The organism is Streptomyces sp. NPDC031554, assembly GCF_055580685.1.
In genome coordinates this window covers 1-13,669 of record NZ_JBVIKX010000022.1, presented here as the reverse complement: position 1 = coordinate 13,669, position 13,669 = coordinate 1, and the positions used below count along the sequence as shown (strand labels likewise).

Genomic DNA, 13,669 nt, shown 5'->3' with positions numbered 1-13,669 from the left:
CTCCTCAGATGGGGGGTGTCAGGCGGTGTGGGCGTGACGCTGCAGGTCGACGCGGACACGCTCGGGTTCTGCCTCCGGACGTGGTCCGGGCCGGTCGCGGGCGCCGTCGAGGTCGCCCGGCCGGTCGGGTTCGGCTGCGAGGAACGCGCCGGGCCAGTCGGTGATGGCCGGGCCGTCGACCGAGAAGACCTCCACGGTCCGGACCCTCGCCGACTCGGTCAGCAGGGCCTTGACGATCGTCTCTGCGACGTGGTCGCGGCGGACGGGCCCGTACTCGGTCAGGTCCCCCTGACACAGGTCCACCTGCTGGTGGGAGGTGCTGCCGGCGTCGAACCAGCCGGGCCGGACAATCGTGTACGGCAGTCCGCTGACCCGCAGGAGTCGCTCACCGCGTCGCTTCCAGTCCAGCAGCTCCCGCGACTGCCCGCCGGTCGCCGTGACCCCGATCGAACTCATCAGCACCACGGGCACGCGATGTCCGTCCAGCGCGTCGAGTACCGCGGGTACGGCGCCGTAGTCGACCGCGGCGTAGTCGCCGGACCCGTAGGGTGCTCCGTGGGTCATCACGACGGCGTCGACGCCGGCGACGGCGGCGCGCACGGCCGCCTGATCGGCCAGTTCGCCTGCCACCACCTCGACGCCATCGGGCAGCGAGCGCCGGGCGCGGTCGGGGCCGCGGCTGAGCACGCGCGGCAGGCGACCCAGCTCGAGCAGGCGGGCGGCGACGAGGCGGCCGATGCTGCCCGTCCCGCCGACGACCAGGACGCGGTTAATGCTCGGGCGGGTTGGCTGCGTCATGCCGTCAGCCCCTTGAAGGTCGAGCCGTCGATCACGAACCGGTAGCGGACGTCGGAGGCGTTGATCCGCTCGTAGGCGGTGTTGATGTCCTGTGCGCCGATCAGCTCGATGTCGGCGGTGACCTGGTGCTCGGCGGCGAAGTCGAGCATTTCCTGCGTCTCGGCGATACCGCCGAACAGGGAGCCGGCGTAGGAGCGCCCGTTCTGCAGCAGGGGGAAGACGTCCAGTGGCATCGGCTGTGTGGTGACACCCACGCTGATCATGGTGCCGTGCAGACGCAGAAGGCCGAGGTAGTCCGCCAGATTGATGGGTGCGCTGACGGTGTTGAGGATGAGGTTGAAGGTGTTGGCCAGCTCGGTGAAGGCGGTGCCGTCGCCGGTCGCGGCGTAGTGGTCGGCGCCGAGGGCAGTGGCGGCTTCTCGCTTGCTGTCCGACCGGGACAGCACGGTGACGTCGGCGCCCATGGCCTTGGCCATCTTCACGCCGAGGTGGCCAAGGCCGCCGAGGCCGACGACCGCGACCTTGGTACCGGGACCGGCGGCGAACCGCTTGAGGGGCGCGTAGACGGTGATGCCCGCGCACAGCAGGGGAGCCGCGGCGGCCGGGTCGAGGGTCTCGGGGACGCGGACGACGAAGTCCTCGGGGGCGACGATCGCCTCGGAGTAGCCGCCCTGGGTGCGGGCGCCGGGCTCGGCGGGGTCGGGGCTGCCGAAGACGAGGGTGTGGCCGTTCAGGCAGTACTGTTCCTGCCCCGCCTGGCAGTTGTCGCACTCGCGGCAGGAGTTGGCCATGCAGCCGATGCCGACCAGGTCACCGACCTGGTGGCGGGTGACGGCGGAGCCGGTCTCGGTGACACGGCCGACGATCTCGTGGCCGGGCACGAGCGGGCTGACCGGGAGGGGGCCGAAGGAGCCGTCGACGAAGTTCATGTCGGAGTGGCAGATCCCGCAGAACAGGATGCCGATCTTGACGTCGTGGGGGCCGACGTCGCGGCGCTCGATGGTGACGGGGGCGAGGGGCTGGCCGGCCTCGTGGGCGCCGAACGCGTGGACGGTGGTGGGCACGGTGGTTCCTTTGCAGGTCGTACGGGGTGAAGGTCAGGCTTCGGGGATGGCGCGGCCGTAGGCGGCGAGGGTGATGTTCTCCGGCTCGGGACCGCCGCGCCGGCCGGTCTCCAGCGCGTCCAGCGCGGTGAGTTCATCTGCCGTGAGTTCGAAGTCGAAGACGTCGATGTTCTCGGCGATGCGGTGGCGCTTGGTGGACTTGGGGATGACCGAGCGGCCCTGCTGCAGGCCCCAGCGCAGCAGCACCTGGGCGGGACTCTTGCCGTGCCTCTCGGCGATGGCGGTGACGGCCGGGTCCTGAAGGACGCTTCGGCGGTCCTCGCCGTAGCCCGGGTAGAAAGTGATCCCTCCGATGGGGGACCACGCCTGGCTGAGGATGCCGTGGGCGGTGTCGAAGTTGAGAACGGAGCGCTGCTGGAAGTAAGGGTGGATCTCCAGCTGGTTGACGGCCGGGACGACATCGGTGGCGTCGAGCAGACGGGTGAGGTGGTCGACCATGAAGTTGCTGACGCCGATCGCGCGGACCTTGCCATCGGCCAGGAGCTTCTCCAGAGCACGGTAGGCGTCGAGGGTCTTGTCGAACTCGGACGGCAGCGCCTGGTGCAGGATCAGCAGGTCGATCCGGTCGACGCCGAGCTTGGCGGCGCTCTTGTCGAATCCGTGCAGGGTCTCGTCGTAGCCGTAGTCGCTGATCCAGATCTTGGTTTCGATGAAAATCTCGCTGCGCGGGACGTCGGAGTTACGGATGGCCTCACCGACCTCGCGCTCGTTGCCGTAGGCGGCGGCGGTGTCGATGTGCCGGTAGCCCAGCTCCAGCGCGGCCGTGACCGCGGCGACCGTCTCGTCCGGCGGGGTCTGGAACACGCCGAGCCCGAGAGCGGGCATCTCGACGCCGTTGTTGAGGGTGAGGGTCTGCATCACATCAGTCCTTTACTTGCGGGACGCCCGTGCGGGCACGATCAGGGTGAGAACGGCGACGACGGCCGGCGCGAGCAGGACGGCGGAGCCCGTCAGCGCGGTGCCGGAGCGGGCCGCGATGTCTGCGGCCGCGTGAGCGGTGGAGACGGTGGCGGCCACGGCCGTCAGGATGCTCAAGGCCAGCGCGCTGCCGATCTGGTGCACGGTGTTGACCAGACCCGAACCGGCCCCCGCGTCCTCGGGTGCGACACCGTCGACTCCGCTGGAGGTCATCGGGGCCAGCGCCAGGCCCTGCCCGGCGCCGATGACCACCATCGGCAGGGCCACCCCGGTCAGGTAGGGGGTGTGCAGGTCCAGGCGGCTCAGCCAGGCCATGCCCACAGTCGTCAACGCGACCCCCGCGGCCAGGACCCGAGGCCTGCCGAACCGCTCCAGCAGCCGGGGCACGCGGACCGCGAAGACGAAGTTGACCAGCGTCATCGGCAGGAACGCCAGACCCGCCTGCAAAGGCGTCCAGCCGTAGACGCTCTGCACGAACTGCGCGGTGAAGAAGAAGAACCCCATCATCGCGCCCATGTAGAGCATCCGGATGACGTAGGCGCCGGACCGCTCCCGGCTCGCGAACAGCCGCAGCGGCACGATCGGCTGCGCGGCCCGCCGCTCCACCGCGACGAACACCACCAGCAGCACCACGCCCGCCCCGAGGGGCAGCAGCGTGGCCGGCGCCGTCCAGCCGTGGTCGGCCGCGTCGACGATGCCCAGCACCAGCGCGGTCGAGCCCACGGTCGCCAGCAACGCTCCGGCCACGTCGAACCGGCCGCCGCGACGCTCGGTCTCGGGCAAGAAACGCACCGCCAGCCCCATCATCACGATGCCGACGGGAACGTTCAGGAAGAACCCCGCCCGCCACGAGACGAGGTCCGCGACCAGACCTCCGACGACCAGCCCGAACGCCGCGCCGAGACCGGCCACGGCACTGTAGGCGGCCATCGCCCGGTTGCACGCCTCGCCCTCCGCGAAGCTGCGCGTGAGCAAGGAGAGCGCGGAGGGGGCCAGCACGGCAGCGCCGACGCCCTGCAACGCCCGGGCCGCGATCAGCCACCAGGCGCTCTGCGCGGCACCCACCAGCAGCGAGGCCAGCGAGAAGACCACCAGCGAGTACAGGAAGACCTTGCGGTGACCGAAGAGATCACCGGCGCGCGCCCCCAGGAGCAGCAGCCCGCCGAAGACCAGCACGTAGGCATTGGTGATCCACGACAGGCCCGTCTCGGAGAAGCCCATGTCGGAGCGGATCTGCGGCAGCCCGGTGAACACGATCGAGTTGTCCAGGATGACCATGAAGCAGCTGACGCAGATGATGGCGAGGATCAGCGTCGAACGGGCCGGCCCCCTGGAGGAACGCCGCACCGGGCGACACGATTCGGTGCCCCTGCCACCGCTCGGCCCGCCCGGACGGCTCAAGTCGGCGACCGGCCCGGCGAGGGCGTCGCCGGTGTCCTGGGTGGCTGCTGTGCGCACGGTCTTCCTTCACGTCGATCGGGAGCGCGGCCCGATCCCGGGCCGCCCGTCTGTGCCTTCTTCCAGGTAACGGCACCTTGAGGGGGCGGTGGGAGTCACTGCTCTTCCAGGTACCGGCAGTACCTCGCAGGCTTGTCCGGGCCGACCTACCGTGGAGGAGCCGACACACCGCGCCAGCCGATCGAGAGGAGCCCCCCCGAGCCCCTCGACCCAAGGCCAGGTCCGACAGGCGGCCGCCGCCACCGGCCCGGTCAGAATCGGGCACCCCGTCCCGGACCGCTGGGCCAGCCGACGTCCGGACGACACCCGCGATGAACGTCCTCCGGACGGCTCGCGCCGGAAACCGACCGCCCAGGCGCGACAGACGAAGACACCAGGAAATGAGCATGACCGACCACACCAAGAAGGACGTGGCCGCCGAGGTACGCGAGTTCCTCAGCACCCGGCGGGCCCGCATCACCCCCGAGCAGGCCGGACTACCGCTGTACGGCGCAAACCGCCGCGTCGCGGGACTGCGCCGCGAAGAGGTCGCCCTGCTCGCGGGCATGAGCGTGGACTACTACGTCCGCCTGGAGCGCGGCAACCTCGCCGGCGCCTCCGACTCGGTCCTCGAAGCCCTCACCCACGCCCTGCAGCTCAACGAGGCCGAACGCACCCACCTCTACGACCTCGCCCGCGCCTCCACCCCCTCGGGCCGCCGCCCCGCGGCGACCTCCTCCCGGGTACGCCCGACGATCCTGCGGCTGCTCGACTCCATGGCCGGGGTACCGGCGTACGTCCGCAACGCCCGCTTCGACATCGTGGCCACCAACGCCCTGGGCCGTGCGCTGTACGCACCGCTGTTCGACTCCCCGCTGTTCGCGCAGCGCGGCCCGGTCAACAGCGCCCGCTTCATGTTCCTCGACCCCGCCGGCCAGGACTTCTGGGTCGACTGGGACAAAGGCGCCAACGACGCCGTCGCCTTCCTGCGCACCGAGACCGGCCGCGCCCTCCACGACAAGGCACTGACCGACCTGATCGGCGAACTGACCACCAGAAGCAGCGAGTTCGCCGACCGCTGGGCACGTCACGACGTGAAGTTCCACCGCTCCGGCGTGAAAAGGCTGCACCACCCGCTGGTCGGGGACCTCGCCCTGCCCTACGAGGCGATGGAGCTGCCGTCCGACCCCGGCCTGCGCCTCAACTTCTACACCCCCGAACCCGACTCCCCCGAGCAGCAGGCCCTCGGCCTCCTCGCCAGCTGGACGACCACCGGCACAGCCGTGCCCTCCGGCAACAACTGACCCCCCACGAAACAGGGAGAACCACTTCATGCAGTACCGACCGCTCGGCCGTACCGGCGTCCAGGTCAGCCCGCTCTGCCTGGGCGCGATGATGTTCGGCCCCTGGGGCAACGAGGACGAGACCGACTCCATCCGGATCATCCACCGCGCCCTCGACGCGGGCATCAACTTCGTGGACACCGCAGACGTGTACTCGGCCGGCGTCTCGGAGGAGATCGTCGGCAAGGCCCTCCAGGGCCGCCGCGAAGACGTCTTCCTCGCGACCAAGTTCTTCATGCCGATGGACCAGGACGACCCCAACCAGCGAGGCGGCTCACGGCGCTGGATCATCCGCGCGGTCGAGAACTCCCTGCGCCGCCTGGGCACCGACCACATCGACCTCTACCAGGTCCACCGCCCCAGCCCCGACACGGACGTCGCGGAGACCCTCGGCGCCCTGTCCGACCTCGTCCACCAGGGCAAGATCCGCTACATCGGCTCCTCGTCCTACTCCGGCTCGCAGATCGTCGAAGCCCAGTGGACCGCGCGCGAGCGGAACCTGGAGCGGTTCGTGACCGAGCAGCCGCCGTACTCCCTCCTGGTCCGCGGCATCGAGGAAGACGTCCTGCCCACCGTGCGCCGCCACGGCATGGGCACCCTCACCTACAGCCCGCTCTCCGGCGGCTGGCTCTCGGGCCGCTACCGCAAGAGCGCGACCGAGGGCCCCGCCTCCTCGGCACGCCCCACGGCCCGGTTCGACATGAACACCCCGGCCAACCAGCGCAAGCTCGACGCCGTCGAACAGCTCGCCCTCCTCGCCGAGAAGGCGGGCCTCACCCTGATCGAGCTGGCCGTCGCCTTCGTCATCAACCACCCAGGCGTCACCTCGGCGATCATCGGACCGCGGACCATGGAGCAGCTGGAGGCGTTCCTGCCCGCCGCCGACGTCACGCTGTCGTCCGACATCCTCGACGCCATCGACGAGATCGTCGCACCGGGCGTCACCGTCAACCCGGTCGACAACAGCTACGGCGACTTCGAACTCCGGGCCGACCAACGACGCCGCTGACATGAGCCGGCTCGGCCGGTCACGGTCGGCCGAACCGGAGCACCATCACGGCCCACCGGCGAACAGCCGCCCCGCGCCTGCGATCTTTCGGCGTTGCGTCGGTGATGAGGTTCTGGAGCGGGGTATTACAGGGCTGGTCAGCGGATGTTGTGATGGGATAGGTCCCTGTCATGAGGTGAGAGACCGATGGACGGGCAGGCCGACCGTCATATCCAGATTGTCAGGCTGGCTCGGCACCGCTGCGGCCTTTGCCCAAGGCACGCCCAGGGCTGCGAGGGCTGACTGCTGCTCGGGAGAGAGCTTGTCCCACCTCGCGCGGGCGTTGGAGACCCACACACCCAGTTTCACAGCCACCGACTCCCCCTCGCCGTCAACCGTGATCTGCTCGCCGTGCCCGCGCGGCACCGCCCGGTCGGCCCCCTCCCGCTCGACCCACTGAGCAAGGGCCGCCAGACCGCGCTGGAACGCCTGTTCCGCCCTGCCCGCGCCGTTCGTCGCACGCGTGGCGGCCGGAGCGGGAGACGACACCTCGGCGGGCTGCACGCCCAGCTTCGACAGCCGCTCCTGCTGTTCGGTCGACAGTTGCGCCCAGCTAGCCGGCTGCCGCTGTCGCTGGAGCCACTTGCCCAGGTCGTCGCCCTCGAACAGCACCCCGGGCGCGATGGCCGGCAGGGCGCCGTCGGCGTCGACCAGGTCCGCGAGGACGCGGTAATGCCGCTGCCAGTCCAACGGCCATGGGCAGTCCCAGTCCGGGTCGATCGCGGCCAACTGCTCCGCGCGCTCCCGGGCCCGCTCCGGGTCCTTTCCGAGGCCGCCCTTCCTGCGGAGATTGGCCATGTGCTGCCCTACAGGCATCATCACCTCGCCCTCGCCCCACACCTGGTCCTGGCGCGGGGCGAGGTGCCCGGTGGCCCGGTGGTAGGACCGGAGTGCGGCGAGTTTGTTCTCCCACGCCTCTTCTCCCGGCTCCCACACCATGCCGGCCTCCGGCGCGTCCAGGAGAACCTTGCGCCGCTCCTCCAGCTCCCCGGCCCGCAGCGTCTTCCTCTGCTGGTGCACCCACCTCCCCAGGGGAAAGGACTTCGTCGTGCCGACCTCGGTCTCCGTGTCGTAGGGAACGGCGAAGAGACCGGTGATCTCGTTCTCCTTCCGCCACCGCAGCAGCGCCTGGTAGCCCTCCAGCCACACCAGGGACTCCGGCCGGTACACCCGGGTGCGCAGGAAGGCCGCGATGGTCGCGGCGTCGCGTGGGCTGGAGAAGCACAGCAGCGCGGACTCGGCAGCGGCGTCGGTGTCGTCCTCTTGGACCTCGCCGTCGCCCGGGCCGCCGGCCCCGATGATCTGCCCGTCCTCGTCACGCCGGACGTGAACCTTGCGCTTCCCGCTGGTGAGCGCCCGGGAAGCGAGCTGTTCGACCAGACGTTCGTCATGCGAGCGCAGGCCCTGGAGCACCGCGACCAGGGGGCGGTAGCTGCCGGAGGCGACCATGTCGGTGGGGCCCTCGCCGGGCTGGAGGAAGACCGGGACGACGATCCTGGCGACCTTGGTGGAGCCGTCCTTGTTGAGCCGGAGCGCGCGGCCGATGTTCTGGACGATCTCTACCTGGGAGCCGCGGGTGTCCGCGAAGCAGATGGCCTCGACTCCTCGTTCGCCGGTGATGTCGACGCCTTCGCCGAGGACGCGGCAGCTTGCAAGGAACGCGCGGTGCACCCGCCGCCCCGTGGCATCGACGCCGTTTGCGAACTGCTGCAGGACCTCGCGTCGTTCGGTGACGAGGTGGTCGCCGCACAGCCAGGCGGACCACACTCGGCCATGGGGTACGTGGCGGCCGGCCTCGAGCTCATAGAAGGCCGCGTCGATCGACGACGCGGGAAGTCGGTCCGCGGCCGTCAGGCCCTCACCCGAGGCGTCGTTCATGTACAGCGCGGCTGCGGTCGTGGGCAGCTTTTCCGCGAACGCGGCGGCTTCCTCGACCTTCTGGTGGAAGGTCATGACCGTGCGGAGATTGTACGCGGCGGCGTGTTCCAGGAGGGCGGTCTGCAGGAGCGCCAGACGCCGGCCGCGCCGTGCCTCTTCCGATTCCCCGAGGACGGGGGAGGGGTCGCGGATCTCGAGCACGTCGATCTCGAACCCGGCGAGGATCTCGCGTTCGATCGCCTCCGAGAGCCCGAGCTCGGCGATCCACGCGCCGTAGGCGCCCTCCGGGTCGTCGGCCATGGTCGCGATCTCCGCCTCCTGGCCGTCCGCGCCCTTCTGCGGGCGGGCCGCGGCGAGGATGCGCGGGGTGGCGGTGAGGTAGAGCCGGAAGTCCGCCGGGATGCGGGCATTGTCGTGGATCGCCGCCCAGGGCCGACCAAGATCACCGGCGGTTCCGTGGGCCTCATCCACGATCGCGAGGTCGAAGCCAGCCATCTGCTGCCCGTAGAGGCGCTTTCCGCCCGCCAGAGCTGCCTCCAGCGGCCCGCGAACCTTCCGCTGCTCCTCGGGTGCGTCGATGTCCTCGCGGTCCACGAGAGAGGCGTACGTGGCGAACACGATGACCGGCCCGTGCCCGGCCCACAGGGCCAACTGGATCGGGTTCGTAGTGGTGCCCACCCCCAGCTCGTTCAGCACCGGGTCATTCTCCAGCGAGCACACGGCGACCATGGGGGAGAGGTGGCCCACCGCCCGCCACGCCTGGGCGGTCTGCACGAGCAGGTCCAGGGTCGGCACCGTCACGAGGATCCGGCTCTCGGGGAAGCACTCCAGAGCGCTCGCAGCAGCCATGATCGTTTTGCCGGAGCCGGTCGCTGACACGATCGTGCCACGGGCACCCTGAGGCGGCACAGATGACCTTGCAGGGAATCCGACCCACTTTCGGAAACTCGACTTCTGGTCCACCTGGTGCTCCTTGAGCTGAATCACAGACCTCCCCTTACCTCTCCAACCTCGACAATGACGAAGACCCAACAGAACGTCAGATGCGATTACGGTGGAGGATGGCACGAACAGCAGCTTCGAACTCACGCACCGCCAAACCGTGTTCATCACGAGCTGCCACCCAGACCGAATCCTGCCCGTATGAATCCCGAAGCCCGTAGTACGCATCCGTCAGACGGGAAGCCTGAGAGCGGAGCTGCTCACTACCAGGAGTCATGAAGAACTGGGTGGTTACTTCATATCGGAGAGGATCCGCAGCGGCCAGCTCCGACACCGCTACACCAGCTACAGAAGCGTCAATTATCTCCCCACACATCCGGTTATACATAGAGGAGAGCCGCGCACTTACTTCTACGAGTCGATTCACTTCCTCCTTGCGCCTTTCGACTCCACGCCGAATGAAATCACCCAAAAGAACCAGAACTCCACCGAGAACTGCTCCAAGCAGCGCCAGCACACTTTGCACTTCTTCGCTCCGCAACATAGGGCCCTTCACTATTTCGCCAACACTACATGTTGCATCTAACTGATATTGATCCGAAACGGTTTGGGTTCTGGATCGTTGGTGGGGTGTGAGCGATTTGGTGGGGGACGCCCGGCATCTGTCGCCGTCGGCGCAGGAGGCCCTGCGGTTGCGGGCGGTGGCCGCGTTGGTGGCGGGCCAGGACCGTGAGGACGTGGCGGCAGTCTTCGGCGTGTCACTGAAGGCGGTTGACAAGTGGTGGGCGAAGTGGCAGGCCGGTGGCCGGGAGGCGCTGGTCATGCAGTCGCGCGGTAAGCCGGTGGGGGTGCACCAGGTGCTCGGGGAGGCTGAGCAGGGCGCCGTGCGGCAGGCGGTCCTTGATCACCGTCCCTGTGACGTGGGGCTTTCCGGTCAGCTGTGGACGCGGCGGCTGATCGGTGACCTGATCGCGAAGCTGTACCGGGTGGGCTGACCGAACCGGGGGTGGGCAAGTACCTGAAGCGGTGGGGGTTGTCCTTCCAGCGCCCGGACAAACGGGCCGTCGAACAGGACCCCGAGGCCGTGGCGCGCTGGCATCAGGAAACCTGGCCGAAGATCCGCGCGAAGGCGAAGGCCGAAGGTGGTGAGGTCCTCTTCGCCGATCAGGTCGGCATCCGGTCCGACCAGGTCACCGGCCGTACCTGGGGCGAGAAAGGGAAGACGCCCGTCGTGCGGCGGAGCGGGAACCGGTTCTCGGTGAACGCGATGCCGGCGATCAGTACCAAGGGCCGGATGCACTTCATGGTCTTCACCGAGTCCTTCACCGCTGAAGCGATGTGCCGCTCCCTGGACCGGCTGGCCGGCCACTTCGACCACAAGGTCCATCTCGTGGTCGACGGGCACTCCGCGCACCGCTCGAAGAAGGTCCGTGACTGGCTCGCCGCCCACCCCGAGGCTGCCGAGCTGCACTTCCTGCCCCCGTACTCGCCCGAGCTGAACCCCGACGAGTTGGTCAACGCTGACCTCAAGCACAGCCTGCCCCGGCAGCACCGGGCCTGCGACCAGGCCGAACTCGCCGCGGAGACCCGCTGCTTCTTCCGCCGACGCCAGCGCCAACCGCACATCGTCCGCGGCTACTTTGGCGGCCCGCACGTCCGCTACGTCCTGGACGAGAACCCAATAAGCTTCTGATCAATATTTATTTCCTGTCATCATCCGGGCTACATGATCGACGCTTCCGGAGACCGGAGAGAGCGCTGCGAAATCGATGCCGAATGAAAAAATGATGAAGAACGCGAAGGTGGTCGCAGCGCACAGGTGATTGATTTTTTCGGTGTCGTCCAGTAGACAAGAAATGCCGAGATGGCAGTGAGCAGTACACAGCCCATAAAGCATGCGCCATAGTTAGGATCACTTCGGATCCCTGCACTCAGAATGAAATGAGTGAGGAGTCCCGCAAATCCGACGGATTGGATTCCCAGGAAAGGGAGTCCAATCTTGTGCGCATACCGGATGGATTTTTTCACAGTATTCTGAAGCTTTTGCTTTCTGTCGGCCTCGCGCTGTGCTTTCTCGCAGACTATCCGTGCCTCCTTATGTGTCTCTGCAAGAGCGTCAGACGGCAGTGAGGGGAGTGTCTGACTTTTTCCTCCCTGAAACGCCGGCAGATCGGCTAGGGGTGAAGGTACCGCGTGCCGTCCTTCATAGCTGCCACCATGTCGAGCAGCGCTGCGGCCATTATTTATGGGTTGCGGAGGCTTTGGCCGGTGCGTGCTTGCACCGCGCTGGTTCTTCGGTACCAGAGAGGAACTGGTGACGGGTGGGGGTGGTGGCCGGTAGTGGCCTGCAGGCGTGGGACAGGGCAGACGCCCAGAAGACGGACCGACCGTCTTTCCCACCCCTTTCCCAGCGGGCCGCGCCGACGTACCGTCCGCCTCGCGCTGAGGCATCTTCTGAGTCGCGCCAGAGTCTGCGCATGCCGCTCTCTGCTGCTCCGCCCGAGCCCTCCAACGCTCCATTCCACGAGGGGGACGGCCATCGCCCACAGAAATACTGCTGACCTGCGTTGCGACGTCCGCAACGGGCACGGACGCGGCCTGAGCGGCTCCTTCGGAGAGCTGGCGGGCCTGGCGGCGCTGTTCTTCATGCCCTCTGAAACGCGTAGCGGTCTCATCGGCTCCCCGCACGGTCCGCGAGACCTGTCCCTTGGCCTCCTCCAGGCTCCGTGCCTGACCACGGAATGTTCCCGCCCGCGCCTCGACATCGTCGAGCTGCTGCTGCTGCAGATCCTTCAGCTGCTCTTTAAGCAGCAGGACACGGTCCTGCTGGCTAGGGCTGGCAGCCTGGGCTGCTCGGCGCAGTTCATGCAGCCCGGCGACCTCAAGGTCGGTGACCGTGGCGCCGAAGCCACGCACGACACGGATCAGTCCGTCGGCTTGCTGCTGGTTGGCGATCGTCTTTCCGGAGAAGTACCGACTGAGCTGGGAAGCATGGACGGGAATTCCCGCCGCGACCTGATTCTGCGAAGCAGACTGCTTCGCGAAGATCTTTTTCAGTTCCCGACCGTAGGCCAAAGCTTCTGGCCCCGGCTCGATCTTTTTCCGCTTGCCTGTGCCCATCAACCCACCCCCTCACAAAGGGATGGTACCGCGCAGCGGGAAGCTGGTGTCGTACCTCGCACTGTTGCGTACCGCTGCGCAATGCCCCTGCGGGCTTCCTTGCGCATTCCGCAATGGAGACCGTCTTTTCCAAGACGCCCGTGCGAGGACTTGGAGAGTGGGACATGAAGGCCGGACTTGGATCCGTTGTCACTGTGGCAGGAAAGGTGGCAGAGAGTGCGGGCGGCCCGCGTGGGCTGCATATTGCGATTTCCCTGACGGTGGGTGTGCTTGTGGCACTCACTGCTGGATTGCTTCACCGCTCTGACCGTCCCGATCCGGCCGTCGCGGTGACGTACTCTCCGTATGCAGCGGTCATGAGGGCCAGCCTTGCCCTGTTCGGCACCGCCTCTCTGACGCTGGCCATCCTGATGTCCCCTCAGCAGGGTGTCAGCTTCCTGGTCTTGCTCCTTTCTGCAGTGGCGGGAGTCATCTATGGCCTGCTGGCCCACTACGACAGCACAACGCTCCAGGCAGCGATCTGGAAGGGAGCCACGGTGACGGCCTCCGCAGCCGCCCTCGGCCAGGCATTCCTGGCCCTCTACGGCAGGTGAGCACACCCAGACAAGAAAGAGGTTCATGCCCCACGGGGGCGCCTCAACCTCCCAAGGCAGGGGCCCGGCAACGCCGAATTGTTGAGCCCCTGCCCTGCCCCATGGGGTGGCACAAATCCACCAAACCTACATGGTGCATCACCTGATGCAGGCTCACCCACCCGGGCCACCCCTTCCCCCTTGCTGCCCGGGCCGTAGGCCCGTTGGCCGGTCTCGCGCAGCGGGGCCGGCCGTTGGGGCGCGCAGCGTCCTGGGTGGCTGGAGCGCAGCGGAGGCCACCTCGCGGGGCTGCAGGCCCCGCAGCTCCGGGAGCGCGGCGGACGGAGCGTCACCGGCCCGGCGCAGCCGGGCCGGTGAGCTGCTCGCGCAGCGAGCAGCAGCGCTCCCGCGGCGCGGGAGCGCAACACCCGGGCTGCGCCCGGGTGTTCGTTGCCCATCGCGCAGCGATGGGTTACCCGCTCCGCGGGG

At 68.2% G+C, this 13,669-nt stretch carries 12 protein-coding genes; 5 read left to right on the top strand and 7 right to left on the bottom strand.

Going from position 1 to position 13,669, the window contains the following annotated elements:
• Positions 1–18 precede the first annotated feature (18 nt).
• The 4 genes from ACZ5FU_RS34285 to ACZ5FU_RS34270 are packed head-to-tail and all read right to left on the bottom strand — an operon-like array spanning position 19 to position 4,298.
• A complete protein-coding gene (locus ACZ5FU_RS34285; protein WP_469047861.1) occupies positions 19–798 on the bottom strand; it encodes an NAD(P)H-binding protein in 780 nt (259 codons plus the stop codon).
• A complete protein-coding gene (locus ACZ5FU_RS34280; protein ID WP_469047859.1) occupies positions 795–1,862 on the bottom strand; it encodes an NAD(P)-dependent alcohol dehydrogenase in 1,068 nt (355 codons plus the stop codon). The genes ACZ5FU_RS34285 and ACZ5FU_RS34280 overlap by 4 nt, the downstream gene beginning before the upstream one ends.
• Positions 1,863–1,895: 33 nt before the next feature.
• Positions 1,896–2,780: an aldo/keto reductase gene (locus ACZ5FU_RS34275; RefSeq protein WP_469047857.1), complete on the bottom strand. Its 885-nt coding sequence runs from the start codon at positions 2,778–2,780 to the stop codon at positions 1,896–1,898.
• Between the two features lie 12 nt (positions 2,781–2,792).
• A complete protein-coding gene (locus ACZ5FU_RS34270; RefSeq protein ID WP_469047856.1) occupies positions 2,793–4,298 on the bottom strand; it encodes an MFS transporter in 1,506 nt (501 codons plus the stop codon).
• Between the two features lie 386 nt (positions 4,299–4,684).
• On the opposite strand from ACZ5FU_RS34270, the gene ACZ5FU_RS34265 reads away from it, so the two are divergent.
• Both ACZ5FU_RS34265 and ACZ5FU_RS34260 read left to right on the top strand, forming a co-directional pair.
• Positions 4,685–5,581 carry a helix-turn-helix transcriptional regulator gene (locus ACZ5FU_RS34265; RefSeq protein ID WP_469047854.1) on the top strand — a complete coding sequence of 299 codons (897 nt, stop codon included), beginning with the start codon at positions 4,685–4,687 and terminating at the stop codon, positions 5,579–5,581.
• A 28-nt stretch (positions 5,582–5,609) separates the two neighbouring features.
• Positions 5,610–6,629, top strand: a complete 1,020-nt coding sequence (locus ACZ5FU_RS34260) for an aldo/keto reductase (RefSeq protein ID WP_469047853.1) — start codon at positions 5,610–5,612, stop codon at positions 6,627–6,629.
• 168 nt (positions 6,630–6,797) lie between these two features.
• Here ACZ5FU_RS34260 and ACZ5FU_RS34255 read toward each other — a convergent pair whose 3' ends face one another.
• Complete coding sequence (locus tag ACZ5FU_RS34255) at positions 6,798–9,533, bottom strand: helicase associated domain-containing protein (RefSeq protein WP_469047852.1); 2,736 nt, start codon at positions 9,531–9,533, stop codon at positions 6,798–6,800.
• Between the two features lie 52 nt (positions 9,534–9,585).
• Positions 9,586–10,005 carry a hypothetical protein gene (locus tag ACZ5FU_RS34250; RefSeq protein ID WP_468646547.1) on the bottom strand — a complete coding sequence of 140 codons (420 nt, stop codon included), beginning with the start codon at positions 10,003–10,005 and terminating at the stop codon, positions 9,586–9,588.
• Positions 10,006–10,120: 115 nt separating this feature from the next.
• Between ACZ5FU_RS34250 and ACZ5FU_RS34245 the strand changes: the two genes are divergently transcribed.
• Together ACZ5FU_RS34245 and ACZ5FU_RS34240 are read left to right on the top strand one after the other, a co-directional pair.
• Positions 10,121–10,483: a helix-turn-helix domain-containing protein gene (locus ACZ5FU_RS34245; RefSeq protein WP_469047850.1), complete on the top strand. Its 363-nt coding sequence runs from the start codon at positions 10,121–10,123 to the stop codon at positions 10,481–10,483.
• Positions 10,484–10,494: 11 nt separating this feature from the next.
• Positions 10,495–11,181, top strand: a complete 687-nt coding sequence (locus tag ACZ5FU_RS34240; protein ID WP_468840076.1) for an IS630 family transposase — start codon at positions 10,495–10,497, stop codon at positions 11,179–11,181.
• Between the two features lie 29 nt (positions 11,182–11,210).
• On the opposite strand, the gene ACZ5FU_RS34235 is transcribed toward ACZ5FU_RS34240, so the two are convergent.
• The gene (locus ACZ5FU_RS34235) at positions 11,211–12,608 is read right to left on the bottom strand and encodes a helix-turn-helix domain-containing protein (protein ID WP_469047849.1); all 1,398 of its coding nucleotides are present in this window, start codon (positions 12,606–12,608) and stop codon (positions 11,211–11,213) included.
• Positions 12,609–12,721: 113 nt separating this feature from the next.
• Here ACZ5FU_RS34235 and ACZ5FU_RS34230 point away from each other — a divergent pair, with 113 nt between their 5' ends.
• Positions 12,722–13,201, top strand: coding sequence for a hypothetical protein (locus ACZ5FU_RS34230; protein ID WP_469047847.1), 480 nt, complete (start codon positions 12,722–12,724; stop codon positions 13,199–13,201).
• The last annotated feature ends 468 nt before the right edge of the window (positions 13,202–13,669 follow it).

Bases quoted from the DNA above. Each gene is read 5' to 3' on its own strand.
- ACZ5FU_RS34285 (WP_469047861.1), bottom strand. From the start codon at position 798: ATGACGCAGCCAACCCGCCCGAGCATTAACCGCGTCCTGGTCGTCGGC.
- ACZ5FU_RS34275 (WP_469047857.1), bottom strand. From the start codon at position 2,780: ATGCAGACCCTCACCCTCAACAACGGCGTCGAGATGCCCGCTCTCGGG.
- ACZ5FU_RS34265 (WP_469047854.1), top strand. From the start codon at position 4,685: ATGACCGACCACACCAAGAAGGACGTGGCCGCCGAGGTACGCGAGTTC.
- ACZ5FU_RS34260 (WP_469047853.1), top strand. From the start codon at position 5,610: ATGCAGTACCGACCGCTCGGCCGTACCGGCGTCCAGGTCAGCCCGCTC.
- ACZ5FU_RS34235 (WP_469047849.1), bottom strand. From the start codon at position 12,608: ATGGGCACAGGCAAGCGGAAAAAGATCGAGCCGGGGCCAGAAGCTTTG.
- ACZ5FU_RS34230 (WP_469047847.1), top strand. From the start codon at position 12,722: ATGGAGACCGTCTTTTCCAAGACGCCCGTGCGAGGACTTGGAGAGTGG.